Below are 17,980 nucleotides of genomic sequence, written 5' to 3'. Positions count from 1 at the left end.
CGCTCATCATTTCACCTCAAATTCCACTAAATTGTCAGGCCATAGAGGAAGGTAATTTTCCGCGTCAAATTTTCTATAAGCAATTTTGACGTGTGCCAGATCAAAACATTCTTCTTCTAAAATAGATTTTACTCTTTTTAAGATATCCGCAGGGGTATTGGTATGAATGAAAATGTTAACTTCCCCGTTACCAATATCATGCCCATCAACTTCTGCATCAATGAGCGAGCCCTCTAATTTATCTTCCAGATCTGCTATTAAATCAATATCATTATATGGTTCTTCCAGTAATTGTATTACCAATTGAAACTCCATAATAATCCTCTCTTAGGTAAGATTTTTCTCTGTATTGAAGTTGGCGTATTTCAATTAGGTCCCAACTGGAGGTGTAAATTCACCGCATTTTAAACACAATCTGGCTCGTGGTGTCTTTTTAATGGCATGACACAATGGGCATCGATTGAGAATCAGCTGCTCTTTAAATTCATGGCTAATTCGTTCCGCCTCCGCTCCTCCAAACTCCCAAAAACGCTCCTGAAGTCCCTGTTCTTGAATAAACGTCATGCAATAGGATCTCATATAGTCCCATAAGTCACCGCGTGGTACTACGGGACGGGGGACTTCGACTGGAGCTGTAGAGGGATTCTCATATTCACCATTATCCACAATCTCGATGTGTTCCTGAAATTGCTGTTCTGAGAAGTATCCTAAAGTTAATATATCTCCATCACTATAGCCGAGAGCCATCACTGCATTCGCAATATCTTTGATGCCATCGATTGTTCGGAGAGTTTTTAATGAGGTAAATACAGCAAACATATACCTTAGATCTAGAATGATTTTTAAATCCAACTGCAGTGAAACTAATTCATTCCATAGCTGCATAAATAGTTCGCTGGAGTCCTTGTAATCATAAGCAGCATTAGCCGCCCAATCTACCTCGTTGTAATACAAAGAACCGTGGATACTAAAATAATCTCCCAGACAGAAATAAACGCCTTTGAGTATTTTCGGAAAAACAGCACCTGGTGGCTGGCCTGCAGAATCGGTAAGATTACCTAAGCCGGCACTAATGTATTCACTGAGCCTTTTTTGCAGCTCATCCCAAGGAAGCAAGGCAATAAGTTCTAGAGGGATTTCTTCTTCATACAGAGGCACTATTTCATTGATAAAATCCATAAAACGATCAAGATGCAAGGCTTTTTTGACGGGTTCTTTTTCAAATAACAGCATTATATTTCCTATTAATCGATATTTTCTATGCAGTACTTTCGTTGGCAAATAATACCGATGAAACTATTAACTCGCTGATTTATTAGTTCTCTGATCTCATATATGTCGAAGTCGAGTTATTAATAATCCAAATTTATATCTTTTTTTCCAGCGATCAAATCATCTGCAATTTCATCTAATCGTTTATAGGATAAAGCAAATTCTGGACCATCCTCCATATAGTTTAATGTTATTAATATATGTCGGAACTCCCTATCAATATCCTCAATATGATCTAAATATATCGAGTATACCCAATTTCCAATATCAGCAACATCTTGTTTAGTTCTGACCCATTCTTTCAGTTTTAAGCCAAAATCCGCTCTTGTATACATTATTTTGCTCTTCTTTGATTTTTAAGTTCTGCTCCGATGGGGGAATAATGCTGCGCGTTTAGACATTGTCCATTAATCGTTTTTGGATGCACACGATTAACGTTCCCTTGATGATCATAACGTTATACTTGGTCACATGTGCCGAGCCCTTTGTTGGACCAGGAGTTCTTGCAGGGTATTCTGCTTGAAAATATCTAACGCTACCATTGCTAAAAGTTGTTTATTTCCGCAGAAGTGGTTTAGTTACCTTGTCAGGAACCCTTAGAAAATAATCTCTTGCATTAAATAGCTAATTTTATTATTTTATTTTCACTAAATATAGTAATAATAATGGAGCTATTATGCACGGATTTGCTATGTCCTCTCGCATCGGGACTTCTTTTTTTATTAAGGTTGGTTTATCAATACCCATACTCGCGCTTACCTGCTTACCCACTTACGTTATTGCTGCGAATGTAGGGCCTGGACCAATATCTCCAGTGGTGCAATCATCAGGCGGTACTACGACTGTTGTGGGTAATACATCGATTACTACCAGTTCTAATGCGGTGAGTGTGACAAACGGTACCGTTGAGTTGGGCGGCCCTAATATTCAAATTCAGACTAGTGGTACCGCGTTTGGTTTCAATATTGATGCAAGTTCAAATCTGGCTTATCTCACCAGTCTCGCTGGCTCGGCCATCAGCATTGTTACTACAGGCTCCACTTATTCTTACGGGCTATGGGCAACTAACCCGAATCATCGCGCTACATCCACCATGGTGCGCTTATCTAATGCTTCCATCCGTACTTTTGGTAATGGTTCTAGCGGGGTCATTTTGGCAAATTTTGCTACGGGAATATTGAGTAACCTGCAGATTGAAACTTCAGGTGGTGTAGACCCTGGCAACAATGGGGCGGGGGCTTATGGCATTAATACGCAGCTTGGGGCTCAAGGTTCTTTTGATAATGTCTCCATTCTCACCCATGGTGTCGGTGGCTCCGGGGTGCTGAACTCTAATGTTAGCACCTTTGTTGGTAATAACATCAGCATGAATGTCCAAGCTTATGGAATGAATACGCAAACCGGAGCAACGTCGACGTTAAATAACTCAACAATTATAACCGCTGGCCCCAGCAATGGCATCGGTATTCGTGTCAGTAACATCAATTTTAGCAGTACCGGCTTATACAGTACCTTTGTTGGTGACAATTTAAATGTAGAAACCTTCGGAACTGGAAGCTCCGGTGTGGTAACGCGTGCGGATTCTCATGCCAATATATCCAATTTATCGGTGCTTACTCATGGGGAAAACGCCGCAGGGCTTTATGCTCTTGAAGAGGGTTCCTTGCTCAATGTCTCTATGGCATCAATCAGCACTGAGGGGTTGAATGCGAACGGTGCGATTGCACGAATTGGAGCCATGCTCAGCGTAAATAACGCTAAAATCACTACCCAAGGCGAAGGGGCTAGTGGTGCGTATGTGGAAGCTGCTTCTGAGGATCCCTTCTCTACCGTCGCGCAATTTCATAATTCCACCATTACAACCAACGGTCTTGCAGCTCATGGCTTAGAGATGCTTAATGGGGGAACGATTAATACAATAGATACGGATACCCATGCTCATGGGGCAGCCGCTTTAGGCTTAATCATTAATAGCGCTGCAGGTTATCTTAATAATGTAACTATTAACGGTGGTTCATTGACAAGCGATCAGGCTGCGGGTATTGGGATTATTGGTGGGGAGGCAAACATTAACCTTAATGGCACTACCGTCACTGGGAATACGCACTGGTTAATTGTGGGTGATACAGGGGGGCTGGTGGGGATTTCTCCGGTGGGAGCTCCTCTAGATAATGAGGAGGGTGAGGGCATTACCAATGGGTTAGGTTTGGTGGCTCATAAGGCACCTACAACATCATTTGCCGCAACCCAACACACGCTATTTGCCGATCCTACGATAGCCAATATTACTGTGAATAACTCGATTCTTAATGGGGCGGCATTGACTATGGAGGGAGATACTTCCACGGTACTTTTGGAGAATAGTTCTTTTTGGAATATGACCGGTTCTTCTAATTTAACCAATCTTACTAATGCAAACAGCATTATCCAATTTTCTTTTCCATTTACGGGCTATAAAACCTTAACGGTCACTGATTACGTGGGGCAAAATGGCACTATAGTGTTCAATACCTTTTTGCAAGAAGATAATTCCCCTTCAGACCAGCTCGTGATTGTAAATGGTGGTTCTGCAACGGGTTCAACCGGATTAATTGTACGCAATACAGGGGGCAGGGGGGCGGTTACCACCGAGAATGGTATTTTAGTAGTTGATGCGGTTGATGGCAGCACGGCGGTGGATGCATTTTATTTAGAGCAGCCAGCTGAGGCCGGTCCTTATATGTACAGTCTCTATCGTGGTAGCGTTGATGACACAGGTTTAGAAAATTGGTATCTACGTTCTAAAAAACGTGATGATCCAATCCCGGATTATCGTCCCGAGGTTTCTTTATATAGCTCCATCTATTCAAACTTAATAAATTATAACCGCACCTTGCTCGGTACTTTCCACCAACGTGTGGGGGCAGAAGAGCAAGTACATAATCCACGAGCACAAAATAAAAATACAGCCTACATGAATGGGGGCTGGCTACGTGTTATTAATCGCGGTGGTAACGTGCATGATCGCGGTATTCTGGCTCATGGCCCTAATTTCAATTATCAATTGTATGCCGTGCAAGCAGGGGTTGATGTGTATCATTATGAACAGGATCAAGGACAACGAGACTTTGCTGGATTTTATCTCACCGGGGGCGGTGGCTACAGTAGCGTTCGCCACTATACGCATACGAAAGCTGGAAATGCCAATTTTGATTCCTATGGCTTTGGTTTGTATTGGACTCATATTGGCAGTAATGACTGGTATGTTGATGGTGTATTCCAGGGGAGCTATTTTGAGCCTAACGCCTATTCTCAATATCAGAGGCTCCAGCAGATAAATACGCAAAGTTATGCGGTTTCTTTGGAGGCGGGTTATCCCTTCCATTTGTGGAATAATTGGAGTGTGGCGCCTGAAGGGCAATTGGTTTATCAAAACCTGCCAGGCACTCGTAGTTTTGATGCGGCTTCTTGGGTTCGTTTTGATAGCAGTAATTCGTTCATTACCCGCCTAGGGACACGCTTGGTTTGGGATAAGTTCAGTACGGCGGAAAAAGAAGCTCGTGGTAAAACCACTCTATGGTTAACGCCCAGTTTTTCTTATGAGTCGCAAGGAGTATCCAGAACTCAGTTTAGCTCTGAAGAGGGCTGGGTTCCATTCTCTTCATCTTTGAGAGGAACTTGGTTTTCTGTGGATGTCGGTGCTACCGTTCAAATTAATCCAGTAGTTTCACTTTATGGAACAGTGGTTGGTGAAACTTATCTGAATGGACGTGGGCAGGCTTATGACGTGATGGCAGGATTAAGATTTAACCTGTAAGCCCTTTGGAGATAGGCTGGGCTGCAGTAGAGGCCAGCATCGGAGGTAATATTTAGCCAGCCCAGCTTACGGGTGAAAAACCCTAGGGCGCGTTAATTCTATTCACCACGAGCAAACATTCGGCGACTAAAGGCCACTTTTTCTGCTACAGACTCATTAGGATGTTCTTTTTGATGGGCTTCAATGGTGCGATAGCGTTTGAGCCCCCCTTCGCGATTCGCAATCTGGATGTTTAATCCTGGGCGTGCATTCAGCTCCAGCATTAAGGGTCCCTGGTCTTTATCAAGTACAATATCCACGCCAAGATAACCGAGGCCGGTTAAATCATAGCAGCTGGAAGCAATTTCTAATATTTTATTCCAATAGGGTACTTCGATGCCGACAATCGGGTTTAGGGTGTCTGGGTGATAATCGATGGTGTCATTATGAAATACTCCGCCTAAGGTTTTTCCGGTGGCTAAGTCCACGCCAACGCCTATAGCCCCTTGGTGTAGATTGGCTTTACCTCCAGACAAGCGTGTGGGCAGGCGCACCATCGCCATGGCCGGATAGCCTAGTAAAGAAATAATACGAATATCAGGTATCCCTTCATAACTGACCTCGGCAAAGACAGGATCAACGACCACGCGTTTTTCAATAATTGCATAGTCAGAAGAACCACCCAGACTATAAGCACCAGATAATAAGCAGGATAAATGATAGCTTAGTTCTTGTGCTGTAGTTAGTTTGCCATTGATTTGGCGATAACGTCCGTAGACCTTATCTTTAAATACTAAAATACCATCGCCGCCAGACCCGCGGGCAGGCTTCACTACAAAATCATCGTAGGGTGCAAACAAAGTTTCAATCGACTTAATTTGCTGTTCGGTTTCGATGATTTCATATAAGGGGGGAACGGCAATCCCTGCTTGTAAGGCTAATTTCTTAGTCTTAAGTTTGTCATCAACCAAGGGAAATAATTTTCTTGGATTATAACGTAATACAAAATCAGTATTCCGTTGGTTAATGCTTAATATCCCATGGTTTTTTAAACGGCGAAACAAATTAATCATTTTTCTCTCGCAAGCACTTTAAAGCGCTTTAACTCAAACAATCGATAGCCACGATATTGGCCGAACCATAAAATCAGCGCGAGTAATACTAAAAGTAATTCTGGGAACGCGAAAATTAAATACTGTAACGGTTCATAACTCATTGCCCAATAGGAAATTACTGCGGCAAATAAGCTTCCAGCGCCTGATTTGATGGCTTCAGATGCACCGCGCTCATCCCAGGTGATGCACATGCGCTCAATGGTCATAGTTAAAATAACCATGGGGAAGAGGGCTACGGATAAACCGGCATCTAAACCAAGATTTTGGCTGACCACACTAATAAATATCATCAGCAAAATGACCACGGTAAGAATGGCGGCTAATCGCGGTACCAAGAGTAGCCGCAGCTGATCCAGATAAAAGCGGGCTAAAAGTCCAAACGATACAATGGTGACAAACAAACAGATTCCCCAAATGACATGGGTTTCTCTAAATGCTAAGGCAATTAATACTGGCATGAAAGTACCAAAGGTTTTAATGCCGATAAAATTACGCAGAATTAGAATAATAAAGGCACCAATCGGCACCGTAAGCAAAATTTTATAGATTGCTTGGACGTTTACCGGAAGTTGCAGTAGCGAAAAACGTAAGAGTTGCGAGTCTGACTGCAAACCACGGGACTTAGCAATACTTAGGGCGTTAATTGGGGTAGGCGATACGGTGATGTTAAATAAAGCTTTTTTACCGCCAGTTACTTCATAGACAGGCTCATTACCGTATTGCCAGATGAGAAAGTCTTTAGGCAAGCCGGCTCCACCGGATTTAGGATTAATGTAAATCCAGTTTTTACCATTAAATACCGCTAAAAAGAACTTCAACTCGGCTTTATTTTGCTGTGCTAAATAAATACCTTTTACTGGCATGGCAGAAATTTTCGATTGATTCAAAATTAAGATGGCGGCCTCAACGATTTGTTCATCCGTGAATTCATTCCCGACCAATAGCTTGGCATTTCCATCTTGTTTATTCAGTTCCTTAACGGTACTTTGCGCGAAGGTTTTAATATCTGCAGAGGATTGGCGTACCTGATTGGTAATGGTTTCAACTGCCGATTTTTGGCTTTCATTCAATGGCTGTGACTTGATTGCGGTGGGAGCGCCTATGGGAGATTCATTCGCATCCGTTTGTCGGAATATTGCTCGATAATATAAGGACTGGGCGCCATGAGCACGGCGTATAGACCAAACGGTTTCTCGGTTGTCACCATTGAGGTTGGTGGTTACCCCATAGTTTCGTGAAACAAAATATTCATCGAGAATGGCGAAGTGTGGAGGTAAGTAAGGTATATTAAAACTAGCCTTAATGGGGGTGCTGGGGTCCGCAACAAAGCGCAAGTTGGATTCCACCATCCAACTATTGACGGTTTCTGTATCCGTTAGTGGCACATCCAGTACGAGATGCCGATACAAAAAGATTCCCGTTCCTAAAATAAACAACGTAAGGATAAGACCATAAACGTGACGCGTATTATTTTTCATTATTTCTTACTGCTCTGGGTTTTAACGGTAAAAGTCAAGGCAGGATCTATTGCACCATTAAATGCAATAATAGCATCTCTACCCAATAATAAAGGATAATTGAAACGTTTGCGGTTGGTTAAATTAACTTTAATCGTTTTAACTTGATCTCCAAGTTGTATTGGCAGTAAAACGACGGGGCGTTTAATGGGTTCGTGGGGTAATAAACCGTCATGTTCACCGGCACGCACTTTAATTTTTACGCGCCCCTTATATTCCCCTTCGAAAATGAAGTCCCCTGTTTTGGTTGGTACGGTAAAGCGTAAGTAAGGGACCCCTTTTACGTTTATTTCCGTAATGTTGGTTGCGTTTAATGAGGCGGATTTAGCTCCGGTATCTAATTTTGCGGATAAGACCAGGTCTTTTCCTGGAAATGAAATTTTTTCCACATAACCATAAATATGTACTGCATCTTTTGCCATAAGGGGTCCAGTCATTAGTGACATAAAAATAAAGAGAGCAGATATTGTTCTCATTTAAGCCTCGTTCCTGAGTTGTATATACCTAAAAATTACAAAGGTATAGAAGTTTCAATCGCATGGTGCAATATCGTAGCAGGTTTGCACTCTAAGTCACAGTCTGTAAATGGGTTTCATGAAATATTTTTTGTCCGGAGAAGATTGTGTTATCATTAACGATGGACGTCGATTTTGTATCTTTTTGATTCAGGCTGGATTTATAATTGACATCAAGGTTAATAAAGAATATAATGCTTTTCAATCTTAACTGATGGCCCTTGTGTGTGACGCATGTCTCTTAAGAATGAAGAAGATTCGTCGAAAAAGCATAAAGAATTCGTGTTCTTATTGGCCATTGCCGGTCTTATCGATTCGCAATGTGTTCATCTAGCCCAGCAACTAGAGAAAGATCGCACAATTCATCACGTCTATAATGTCTTTGATTCCCTCAGCTCTTCTTACAGCATGTTCAAATTCTTTTTTGAAGTATGCATTTCCAGCAGTAATGATCCTGATTTAATGCGCCGAGTTTTATGTTCTCCTCAAGGGATGGCCTTATTCATTAGTGAAGCCCTGTTTTTAGTTGGTTTTGCATTTTTCGCCAGTTATTTTGAAAAAGAAAAAAATAAGGACCCTGACAAGCGCGATGAAATGAAATATTTTATTGCCGCCTCTTGGCCCTATTTTCGCGATATGATGAAAGGGATGAAAAATGCGTACAAGGGATGGAAAAGTGTCGTTCAAATTATGGCTATTTTAGGCCTTGCCGACTTAAAATCCTTTATTATTCCTGTCGGATTAGCCTTAGGGCTGCTGGCAACGCTTAATCGTTTCCTCCAGCGTTCGACAGAAGAGCAGCGCAAAAAGAAAATGAACGCAAATAAAGATCTCCTAAAGCGCCTCAATAATAAAAACATGCCTTTCTTAACTAAAGAAGAACATGAGGCTTATTTAAACGACCCCAGCAAGATTCAATATCAAACGTTGATCGAGCGTGGTTTAGATTTGCTTGCACGTGCCTTAGGTGGGCTAATCGACAGCCTTTATTTGTATGCCGGTGTAATCGGCTTGGCGGCTTTAACTCCAGAAGTATTTACGGTTATGGCGGTATTCACCATCATTTTCTCGGTGGCTTGTGTTGCTTCTCGTATTTATGAAGGATATGAGGCACAACGAGAACTCTTAGCAACGCAAACGCGCTGTAAGCTAGCCTTAGTTGCTAAAGAATTAGAAACAACGTATGGAAAGTTAGGGTGTGCTGAGAATGCCGATTCTCAGGATATGAAAAATGACCTATCCCGCTTAATTGCCCAATTTTGTCTATTGCAACAAGAATTAAAAGAACAAACGACTGCAAGCTATGGCACTGTATTTTTCTTAGGTGTTAAAAATGGTTTATTTGCCTATGGCGTATTAACCAGCTTTTTATTTATGGCCACTTCTGTATTTAGTGTGGGGACAGCGCTTTTTCCACCGGCCTTATTAATTGCCATTATTTCATCAGGTATTGCGTCGATTGTCAGTGTTACCGCTTTTTTGCTGTATGCTCACCAACATTATTTGCAGGAGCAAACCCAGAAGCATACGGTTGCGGATGTAGCACTACAACAGCTTGAACAGTTGCAAAATAATATAAGCGCTGATAATTGCACAGTACCCTCTGCGGAAACCTTAAAACAATGGCTTTTTGAGGCGCGTAAACCCGCCGACGTGCAAAAGTCGTTAATCCAAGAATGGCTGGAGGTTTTTCGTTCCTTCTTTTCGGGTATTTCCAAGGGAAATAATTTCGCAACCTTAATTGCTTTAGCGTTTTTACAGACCGATCCTCAAGACCATGAACATGGTCCATCCCCGATGCTCATGTTAACTGTTGCGAGTGCAGCAGTATTTTCAGCGGTGTTATCACTCCGGGCTTTAGCACGTGGCTTAGGTAAAGATAATGCGGCTAAGAAAGAAACCGTTGCCGTAGAGAAAACAGCGGCGGAGGCAATGAAAACCCCGGCTGCAGGGGAATCAGGCGAGAGCACTGAAAAATCTCCGCCTGCATCCCTTAGAAGAAATCTTTCCTTTCATAATGTTTATCGTTTCTTCGTACCAAACGATACCCATTCTTCATCATCTACACCGCGGGAGCAGCATACAATTCAGGGTTTAATGTAGGATCGTTATACATTTTAAATTGATGATAAACTCTAAACGTACGTTTTTTCGCTAAGATTTCCGCAAAAAAAGTATCCAAACAATAAGCCAATTGTTCTAATTGTTGCTGGATCACCGTTAGTTTTTCGTGGCAGTTACGGCGATGTTCTTCATTTACATCCTCACGCTTAGTCTGTAAGGCCATGTGGTATGACTTAAGAGCTAAGATGGATAAGCGATCAATGATCATTCCAGGGGATTCAGAGTTCACAGGGCATTGGGCATGTGCTGCAGGTTGTAACAGGTTAAAAAGCCAAGTATCCATGGCTTCCATACGATTGTTGCGCGCTTGATTGCATTGATCAATTTCACGTTTAGCCTGATGGACAAATTCAGAGCCCATATCATCACGACGGGCACGGTCTTCCGCATGCCAAAGTTGATAATTAAACGCGTGATTTTCTTCAACGAGACGATAAAAGCCATCATGTTGAGAGGATACTCCGGAGGCTTTCCATTGATTAATACATGTGTGATGTAGTTCAGTAATGGCTGATGTCTGAATTTGTTCCGACATATTTTATCCTGCAAATATAAAAAACAGGAAGTGTACCCTAAAAAAAGTAGTGGGATCCATAAAAAGTGGTCGTTTAGTAGCCAAAATATTTTTTGTAAATGGTTTCGTAGGTTCCATCAGACTCCATTTGCAGTAATGCGGCATTGATTTTATTGATCAGCGGGGCATTCTTTTTCAAGGCGACGATGCCATAGCCCATGCCAATATCAATCGGTTTTCCGATAACTTTTAGGCTCTGTACATTATTAATAATGTATTTACCGACGCTGGAGTTGAGGAGTAAGGCATCTACTTGCCCAGAGGTTATTCCCGAAACTAGCCCATTGATCCCATCATATTCAATGACCTGTTCGGGGGCGGTAAATTGGCGTAATATTGTATTCTTCAGGTTATTGGTCTTAAGTATACCGATTTTTTTGCCTCTAATATCATTAATGGAATGGATACTGGTATTGGTGTTTAAAATCATAAATTGGCTTTCACTGGGTAAATAAGGCAAACTGTAAAGATAATCCTCATTGGGGGTTAATACTACGGGAGCGGGTAAGAAGGCGATATCAATCTTAGCTCCGCGCAACGCAGATAATTGTTTGTCTACATCGGTGGCTTTATATTTACACGTATTGCCAGTGCGTTTACACAGTTCATTCATGAGTTCAATGCAAAAACCATAGAACTGCCCGGTATGACCAATTTCTGAGGCAAAGGGAGGAACAAATCTTAAAACCCCGACTTCAACCTGGGCGGCACAGACGAACATATTTCCCAATAAAAGGATTAAAAAGACGATAAGCTTCATGCTAAGCATCCATGATGGATATATTTTAAATTTAGGCCGCTAATATATGAGTGTCAAACTGATGCAGAACATAAATTAATTTGACACTTATTTTTTAGCGAGGCAGCGATCTAAGGCGTTCGCAAAGGCGGTTTTTTCCTTGATGCTTAAAGCCGGTGGTCCGCCAATGTTATGGCCGCTAGCACGTAATTGTTCATTTAGATCACGAATGTTTAAACGCTGCCTAATATTATTGGCAGTATAGAGCTCTCCCCGGGGGTTAAGGGCGAGGGCATTTTTGGCAATTACTTCCGCTGCAAGGGGAATGTCGGCAGTAATTACCAGGTCATGTGCTTGAACATGGGTTACAATATAATTATCAGCTTGATCAAATCCTTTTTCTACTTGTACGGCACGAATGAACGGGGAGTTGGGGTAATTAATAAAAGAATTAGCGACTAAAGTCATTGAGGTTTTAGTGCGATTTGCCGCACGAAATAAAATTTCTTTAATGACTTTGGGGCAAGCATCCGCATCTATCCAGAGGTGCATGTTGATTTGTTCCTTTTTTGGCAGTTAACGCGAGTAGCATTTCGCAAAGAGTACTAGTAAGCAGTACGGGGTAATTATATAATTTTTATTATACCGTGATAAAGCATCTATGGAGAACAACATGAAGGTTATTGCAGTTTTAGGGCTATTGGCGCTGTCTTCATCAGTTAGTGCAGCCGAATCTAAATTACCTGTTGGATGTCAGCCGGTGATGGTGCAGGGAAATACGGTAACCATTCAAGCGGATAAAAAAGCTTTAGTTTTTATTCATAACATCACGGCCATAGATATGTGGGTGACTCATCCAGTGCAAAATCCTGGAGCAAGCGCTGGTTGGACCAGTCGCCTAGAAGGTGGCAAATGGGCGGCACTTTCTTTGGAAAAAGGCCCCTTTGCCTTGACCTGTATTGAATCCCGGCCAGGTCATGAGCAGCAAGTGCCTTGCGAGGGCACCATAGCCGTGTGCAAATGGAACAAAGTGAAGTTTCCTGAAAATGCGCAGGGAACTTTCTGGGCCGCAGAGAATATGTCTTTACCTGCATTAAAGGCTGCAGTAGGTGGTAGGGGTTATGTATTACCTCAAAAAAGGTAAACCATTGCTACTTATACAGATAAGTGGTAGAAGAGAGCAAATTATGATTAAGTTATACTATGACAACAAATATAAAAGTGGTGAACGGTGAGTAAAAAATCAAAAGATCCCTTTCATGAGCGAGAAAGTGAAAAATACGACGACCCCATCCCTAGTCGTGAATTCATTATGGAAGTCCTTAATGAATACGGCAAGCCGATGTCGCGCAGCCATTTATTTGAAAAATTACATTTAGATGAGCGCAAACAAGAGACTATGGGGTTTCGACTCAAGGCGATGTTGCGTGACGGGCAAATTATGCAAGACCGTCGCGGACGTTTTTGTCTTTTGCAAAAAATTAATTTGTCACGCGGAACCGTGCAAGGGCATCCCGATGGTTTTGGTTTTTTCATTCCCGATGATGGTTCGGATGATATGTTTTTATCCGCCAAGGAAATGCGCGCGGTAATGCATGGAGACGTGGTTTTAGCCTATCAAGTCGGAGTCGATCGTCGCGGAAGACCTGATGCTAAAATTCATGAAGTTTTAGAGCATGCTAATGCCTCTGTTGTCGGACGGTTTTTTACTGAACATGGCGTTTCTTTTGTGTTGCCGGACAGCAAACATTTAACGCAAGATATTTCCATTCCGCAAGAATTTGTTAATGGCGCGAAGAATGGACAAATCGTTTTAGTTGAAGTAATAGCCTTCCCCAGCAAGCGCGCGCAAGCTATTGGTAAAATTATTCATGTATTGGGCGAGCATATGGCTCCGGGCATGGAGATCCAAGTGGCTATCCATGCACATGGCATTCCTTTTGAATGGCCTGATGACGTTGGTATTGAAGTGGCGAAAATTCCGCAACAAGTGACAGAAGAGCAAATTAAAGGCCGCACTGATTTACGTTCTTTACCTTTTGTGACCATTGATGGCGAAGATGCAAAAGATTTTGACGATGCTGTTTATTGTTATGCAAAACCCAAGGGTGGTTTTCAGCTTTATGTGGCTATTGCGGATGTGAGTAACTACGTTCAGCCCGATTCGGCCTTAGATAAAGAAGCGGCACGTCGTGGTAACTCAGTGTATTTTCCGGGTAAAGTGGTACCTATGTTACCTGAGGCCTTGTCCAACGGTTTATGTTCATTGAATCCACATGTTGACCGCTTATGTATGGTTGCCGAAATGGCGATTAGCAAAGAGGGTAAGATTGCTCGCTCACGTTTTTATCGGGCGGTGATTCATTCACATGCACGTCTAACTTATACCCAGGTTGGGGATTGGTTGGCTCAAGGAGCGAGTGATGAAAAGCACGCGCCACTATGGTCAATGATTAGCGGGCTCTATGATTTATATAAAGTATTATTAGCCACGCGTAAAACTCGTGGTGCCATAGATTTTGAAACGACTGAAACACGCATTGAGTTTGATGAACATAAAAAAATTAAATGCATTGTGCCGGTGATTCGTAATGATGCGCATAAATTAATTGAAGAATGTATGTTAGCCGCCAATGTGGCTACGGCACGATTCCTGGAGCGTGCGGAAATTCCTACGTTATACCGGGTGCATGCCGCTCCTGAAGAAGACAAAATTACGGCATTACGGCAATTTTTAGGGGAATTGGGATTGCAGTTATCTGGAGGTAAAAAGCCAGGCCCTAAAGACTTCCAACGGACCATGAATGCCATCGTTGATAGACCCGATAGACATTTGATTGAGACAGTGATGCTGCGCTCGCTAAAACAGGCACATTACGTTGAAGCAAATGAAGGGCATTTTGGACTGGCCTATTCAGCGTATACCCATTTTACCTCACCTATCCGTCGTTATCCGGATTTATTAATCCATCGCGCTATCGGGCATCTCTTGGACAATCATCCAGTTCAGGAGTTTGACTATTCGCATGATGACATGAATCGTTTAGGTAAACATTCCTCAATGACTGAACGTCGTGCTGATGAGGCAACGCGCCAAGTGGTTAGCTGGCTCAAATGCGAATACATGCAAGATAAGCTGGGGCAAGTCTTTAATGGACGTATTTCTGCGGTTACCAGTTTTGGCATTTTTGTTGAGCTAGATGAAGTTTTTGTTGAAGGTTTAGTGCATGTGACTGCACTCAAGAATGATTATTATACTTTTGACGCCGTAAAGCATCGACTTATTGGTACTCGAGGCGGCCAAGTATATCGTTTGGGCGATAAAATGACCGTTTTAGTTGCTCGAGTGGATTTAGATGAACGTAAAATCGATTTTGAGCCCGTTGTAGAGGACAGCAAAAGTCATGAGTGAGCAATTTGTTTACGGGGTGCACGCCGTTTCTGCTTTATTAGCGAATCCACATCGAGTTATCCGTAAGCTGTTTATCAGCCAGGAGCGTATGGATAAACGCGTGCAAGATTTATTAGATAAAGCCATACACGCGAAAGTCAGCATTGAAAAGTTAAGCACGCAACAAATGAATCAGCGTTTTGCTGATTTTACCCATCAGGGAATAGTGGCAAGTGCTTCCGCATTGCCAGACTATAATGAGTCACATCTTCTCCCTTTATTAGAAGCGAGCAAAAGCCCTGCCTTGATCCTAATTCTCGATGGCGTTACCGATCCGCATAATCTTGGCGCTTGTTTGCGTAGCGCGGATGCAACCGGCGTTGATTTTGTCGTCATTCCTAAAGACAAAAATGCCAGTATTACTCCGGTAGTGAGTAAGGTTGCCTGTGGCGCTGCTGAATCGGTACCGCTGGTGCGCGTTACTAACTTAGCGCGCAGTATGGAAACCTTGAAGCAGCAGGGGGTTTGGATTTACGGGGCGGCTGGCGAGGCAACGCAAACCCTTTACCAAACAGACTGTACTGGCACCATGGCAATTGTGATGGGGGCAGAGGGTGAAGGCTTACGTCGTTTAACCCGTGAACATTGCGATGGCTTATTTTCTTTACCGATGTTAGGCACTGTTGACAGTTTAAATGTATCTGTAGCGACAGGTGTTTCTTTGTATGAGGTACTCAGACAAAGAAAAGGGAGTGGTATTTAATGAGTGATTTAAAAATTAAAGCAGCGAAAGCGGCTTTAGATTACATTGAAAATGATACAGTAGTTGGCGTAGGCACGGGGTCTACGGTGAATTTTTTTATTAAAGAGCTTGCAAGCATAAAGCATAAAATTGATGCCTGTGTTGCTAGCTCCAAAGCCACGGAAGCGCGATTACGCGCGGAAGGCATTCCGGTGATTGATTTAAATTCCGTGCCGGAGCTGCCCGTATATATTGACGGTGCTGATGAAGTGCTTACCCATGGCGAAATGATTAAAGGGGGTGGCGGGGCGCATACTCGTGAAAAAATCGTTGCTGAAGTAGCCAAAAAATTTATTTGCATTGTGGATGAGTCAAAGCTCGTGAAACAACTAGGTGAATTTCCACTGGCTGTTGAAGTGATTCCCCAGGCACGAAGCATGGTTGCCCGACATTTGGTGCAATTAGGCGGTGATCCAGAATATCGCGATGGTTTTGTTACTGATAATGGCAATATTATCCTCGATGTATTTAATCTCAATTTTGATAATATGCAGGCGTTGGAAGATAAATTAAATACCATCCCTGGCGTGGTTGAGAATGGCTTATTTGCCCATCGTTTAGCTGATGTTATTTTGGTTGCATCGCATGAGGGGATTAAGAAATTAAAAGGATAATGGTGTTAACCCGCGTAGTAGCAATGAGTTTTAAACAAAATTAACTAACTAGGTTTTAGAATCATGGGTAAGTGCAAAGTTTTTGTAAATCGAATCCTCAACATGAAAAAAATCAAATTGATTGGTCTGGACATGGACCATACCTTGATTCGTTACCATTCAGAGAACTTTGAGTCTCTCGTATACCAGTTAGTTAAAGAACAATTAGTGGAACTCAAGCATTATCCAGAAGCCATAAAGAAGTTAAATTTTAATTACCATGATGCCATTCGTGGCTTAGTCGTTGACCGTAAAAACGGTAATATTTTAAAGCTCAGTCGTTATGGGGCAATTAGACAAAGTTTTCATGGAACTAAATTAATCGACTTTTCCGAGCAGCAGAAAATTTACCGCAGTACTTATGTTGATTTAGGCGATCCAAATTATATGGCAATCGACACTTCTTTTTCGATTGCTTTTTGTGTTCTCTATGGGCAATTAGTGGAGCTTAAAGATACCTTAGGTGACGGGATGCCGAACTACCAGGAAATCGCTCAAGATGTGCAAGCATGCGTGGACAAGGTACATTCGGATGGTAGTCTAAAAGCGATTATCAGCAAAAACCTGTCGACTTATGTCATTAAAGATCGTGCTTTAGTGGATGGCTTAAAACACTTCCTTCATCACGGCAAAAGAATATTTATTTTAACGAATTCGGAATATTCCTATACTAAGCTGCTATTAGATTATGCCATCACTCCGTTTCTGAAGAAGGGGGAAAGTTGGACTGATCTATTTGAGTTTGTGATTACCTTAGCTAATAAGCCACGGTTTTTTTATGATAATTTACGCTTTTTAGGGGTTAATCAGGCGAATGGTGCGATGCATAATCTCATCGGTCCTATTGTCCCAGGTGTTTACCAGGGCGGTAATGCTAAGAAGTTTACTGATGATTTACGGGTACGGGGGGATGAGATTCTGTACATCGGTGATCATATCTATGGCGATATTCTTCGTCTGAAAAAAGATTGTAATTGGCGCACCGCTTTGGTTGTCGAAGAATTAGGTGAAGAGATTGACGCCCAAAAACGAGCAATGCCTATTGAGCGGCAAATTAGCGAAATAATGGAAGTAAAAAAGGATTTAGAGTCTCACTACGTGCATCTGCATACGCAAAGTATTGATGAAGGTTCTTCCCAATATCAAAAAGAGTTAAATGACCTTCAGTCGCAAATCAGTCGCCTGGATGCGCAACTGACTAAACTAATCAAAGAGCAACAAGCTTTTTTCAATCCTAAATGGGAGCGAATTTTCCGTGCCGGTGCTGAGGAAAGCTATTTTGCCTATCAGGTAGATCGGTTTGCTTGTATCTATATGGAAAAGTTATCTGACCTATTAGAATGCTCCCCCATAACTTATTTCCGCGCTAATAGAAGATTACTCGCCCACGATCTTGATGCATAAGAGATTTATCGAGACCGTAGTACGAATTAGCGCAGGGTGAGAGGGATCGCAGTTTGATTTTCCTGGTGCACTGCCCCTGTTACGCAGCATTAACAGGGT

Annotated in this window: 16 protein-coding genes; 7 read left to right on the top strand and 9 right to left on the bottom strand. The window is 42.3% G+C overall.

What is annotated here, in order from left to right; translation table 11 throughout:
* Nucleotides 1–6: 6 nt before the first annotated feature.
* From ACD661_RS08230 to ACD661_RS08220, 3 genes are all read right to left on the bottom strand, one after another.
* Complete coding sequence (locus ACD661_RS08230; protein ID WP_400187384.1) at nucleotides 7–315, bottom strand: hypothetical protein; 309 nt, start codon at nucleotides 313–315, stop codon at nucleotides 7–9.
* 54 nt (nucleotides 316–369) lie between these two features.
* Complete coding sequence (locus ACD661_RS08225) at nucleotides 370–1,233, bottom strand: hypothetical protein (protein ID WP_400187383.1); 864 nt, start codon at nucleotides 1,231–1,233, stop codon at nucleotides 370–372.
* Between the two features lie 119 nt (nucleotides 1,234–1,352).
* A complete protein-coding gene (locus tag ACD661_RS08220; protein WP_400187382.1) occupies nucleotides 1,353–1,607 on the bottom strand; it encodes a hypothetical protein in 255 nt (84 codons plus the stop codon).
* A 341-nt stretch (nucleotides 1,608–1,948) separates the two neighbouring features.
* Between ACD661_RS08220 and ACD661_RS08215 the strand changes: the two genes are divergently transcribed.
* Nucleotides 1,949–5,068 (top strand): autotransporter family protein, encoded by a 3,120-nt coding sequence (locus ACD661_RS08215; RefSeq protein ID WP_400187381.1) that lies wholly within the window; start codon nucleotides 1,949–1,951, stop codon nucleotides 5,066–5,068.
* 98 nt (nucleotides 5,069–5,166) lie between these two features.
* Here the strand turns inward: ACD661_RS08215 and ACD661_RS08210 are convergent, their stop codons facing one another.
* From ACD661_RS08210 to ACD661_RS08200, 3 genes are read right to left on the bottom strand one after another with little or no spacing between them, the layout of a single operon-like run.
* Nucleotides 5,167–6,120, bottom strand: a complete 954-nt coding sequence (locus tag ACD661_RS08210; RefSeq protein WP_400187380.1) for an alpha-L-glutamate ligase-like protein — start codon at nucleotides 6,118–6,120, stop codon at nucleotides 5,167–5,169.
* Nucleotides 6,117–7,640 carry an inactive transglutaminase family protein gene (locus ACD661_RS08205; RefSeq protein WP_400187379.1) on the bottom strand — a complete coding sequence of 508 codons (1,524 nt, stop codon included), beginning with the start codon at nucleotides 7,638–7,640 and terminating at the stop codon, nucleotides 6,117–6,119. Before ACD661_RS08205 ends, ACD661_RS08210 begins: the two co-directional genes overlap by 4 nt.
* On the bottom strand, nucleotides 7,640–8,101 hold the full coding sequence (locus tag ACD661_RS08200) for an ATP-dependent zinc protease family protein (RefSeq protein WP_400187378.1): 462 nt from the start codon (nucleotides 8,099–8,101) through the stop codon (nucleotides 7,640–7,642). Before ACD661_RS08200 ends, ACD661_RS08205 begins: the two co-directional genes overlap by 1 nt.
* A gap of 327 nt (nucleotides 8,102–8,428) precedes the next feature.
* On the opposite strand from ACD661_RS08200, the gene ACD661_RS08195 reads away from it, so the two are divergent.
* Nucleotides 8,429–10,297, top strand: coding sequence for a hypothetical protein (locus ACD661_RS08195; RefSeq protein WP_400187377.1), 1,869 nt, complete (start codon nucleotides 8,429–8,431; stop codon nucleotides 10,295–10,297).
* Here the strand turns inward: ACD661_RS08195 and ACD661_RS08190 are convergent.
* From ACD661_RS08190 to ACD661_RS08180, 3 genes are all read right to left on the bottom strand, one after another.
* Nucleotides 10,257–10,853: a DUF4254 domain-containing protein gene (locus ACD661_RS08190; protein ID WP_400187376.1), complete on the bottom strand. Its 597-nt coding sequence runs from the start codon at nucleotides 10,851–10,853 to the stop codon at nucleotides 10,257–10,259. The two genes, ACD661_RS08195 and ACD661_RS08190, sit on opposite strands and share 41 nt — an antisense overlap.
* Nucleotides 10,854–10,926: 73 nt before the next feature.
* Nucleotides 10,927–11,652: a transporter substrate-binding domain-containing protein gene (locus tag ACD661_RS08185; RefSeq protein WP_400187375.1), complete on the bottom strand. Its 726-nt coding sequence runs from the start codon at nucleotides 11,650–11,652 to the stop codon at nucleotides 10,927–10,929.
* Between the two features lie 87 nt (nucleotides 11,653–11,739).
* Nucleotides 11,740–12,183, bottom strand: a complete 444-nt coding sequence (locus ACD661_RS08180; RefSeq protein ID WP_400187374.1) for a YaiI/YqxD family protein — start codon at nucleotides 12,181–12,183, stop codon at nucleotides 11,740–11,742.
* Nucleotides 12,184–12,304: 121 nt separating this feature from the next.
* On the opposite strand from ACD661_RS08180, the gene ACD661_RS08175 reads away from it, so the two are divergent.
* From ACD661_RS08175 to ACD661_RS08155, 5 genes are all read left to right on the top strand, one after another.
* On the top strand, nucleotides 12,305–12,775 hold the full coding sequence (locus ACD661_RS08175; protein ID WP_400187373.1) for a hypothetical protein: 471 nt from the start codon (nucleotides 12,305–12,307) through the stop codon (nucleotides 12,773–12,775).
* A gap of 87 nt (nucleotides 12,776–12,862) precedes the next feature.
* Nucleotides 12,863–15,043, top strand: a complete 2,181-nt coding sequence (gene rnr, locus ACD661_RS08170; protein ID WP_400187372.1) for a ribonuclease R — start codon at nucleotides 12,863–12,865, stop codon at nucleotides 15,041–15,043.
* Nucleotides 15,036–15,785 carry a 23S rRNA (guanosine(2251)-2'-O)-methyltransferase RlmB gene (gene rlmB, locus ACD661_RS08165; protein WP_400187371.1) on the top strand — a complete coding sequence of 250 codons (750 nt, stop codon included), beginning with the start codon at nucleotides 15,036–15,038 and terminating at the stop codon, nucleotides 15,783–15,785. Before rnr ends, rlmB begins: the two co-directional genes overlap by 8 nt.
* On the top strand, nucleotides 15,785–16,438 hold the full coding sequence (gene rpiA, locus ACD661_RS08160) for a ribose-5-phosphate isomerase RpiA (RefSeq protein ID WP_400187370.1): 654 nt from the start codon (nucleotides 15,785–15,787) through the stop codon (nucleotides 16,436–16,438). The genes rlmB and rpiA overlap by 1 nt, the downstream gene beginning before the upstream one ends.
* 63 nt (nucleotides 16,439–16,501) lie before the next feature.
* Complete coding sequence (locus ACD661_RS08155) at nucleotides 16,502–17,881, top strand: HAD-IG family 5'-nucleotidase (protein WP_400187369.1); 1,380 nt, start codon at nucleotides 16,502–16,504, stop codon at nucleotides 17,879–17,881.
* Nucleotides 17,882–17,980 lie beyond the last annotated feature (99 nt).

Source organism: Legionella lytica, from assembly GCF_044626755.1.
In the GTDB taxonomy this organism is placed as follows: Bacteria; Pseudomonadota; Gammaproteobacteria; order Legionellales; family Legionellaceae; genus Legionella; species Legionella lytica_A.
Note: the sequence above shows the minus strand (reverse complement) of the source record. Positions and strands in the feature narration are given on the sequence as shown.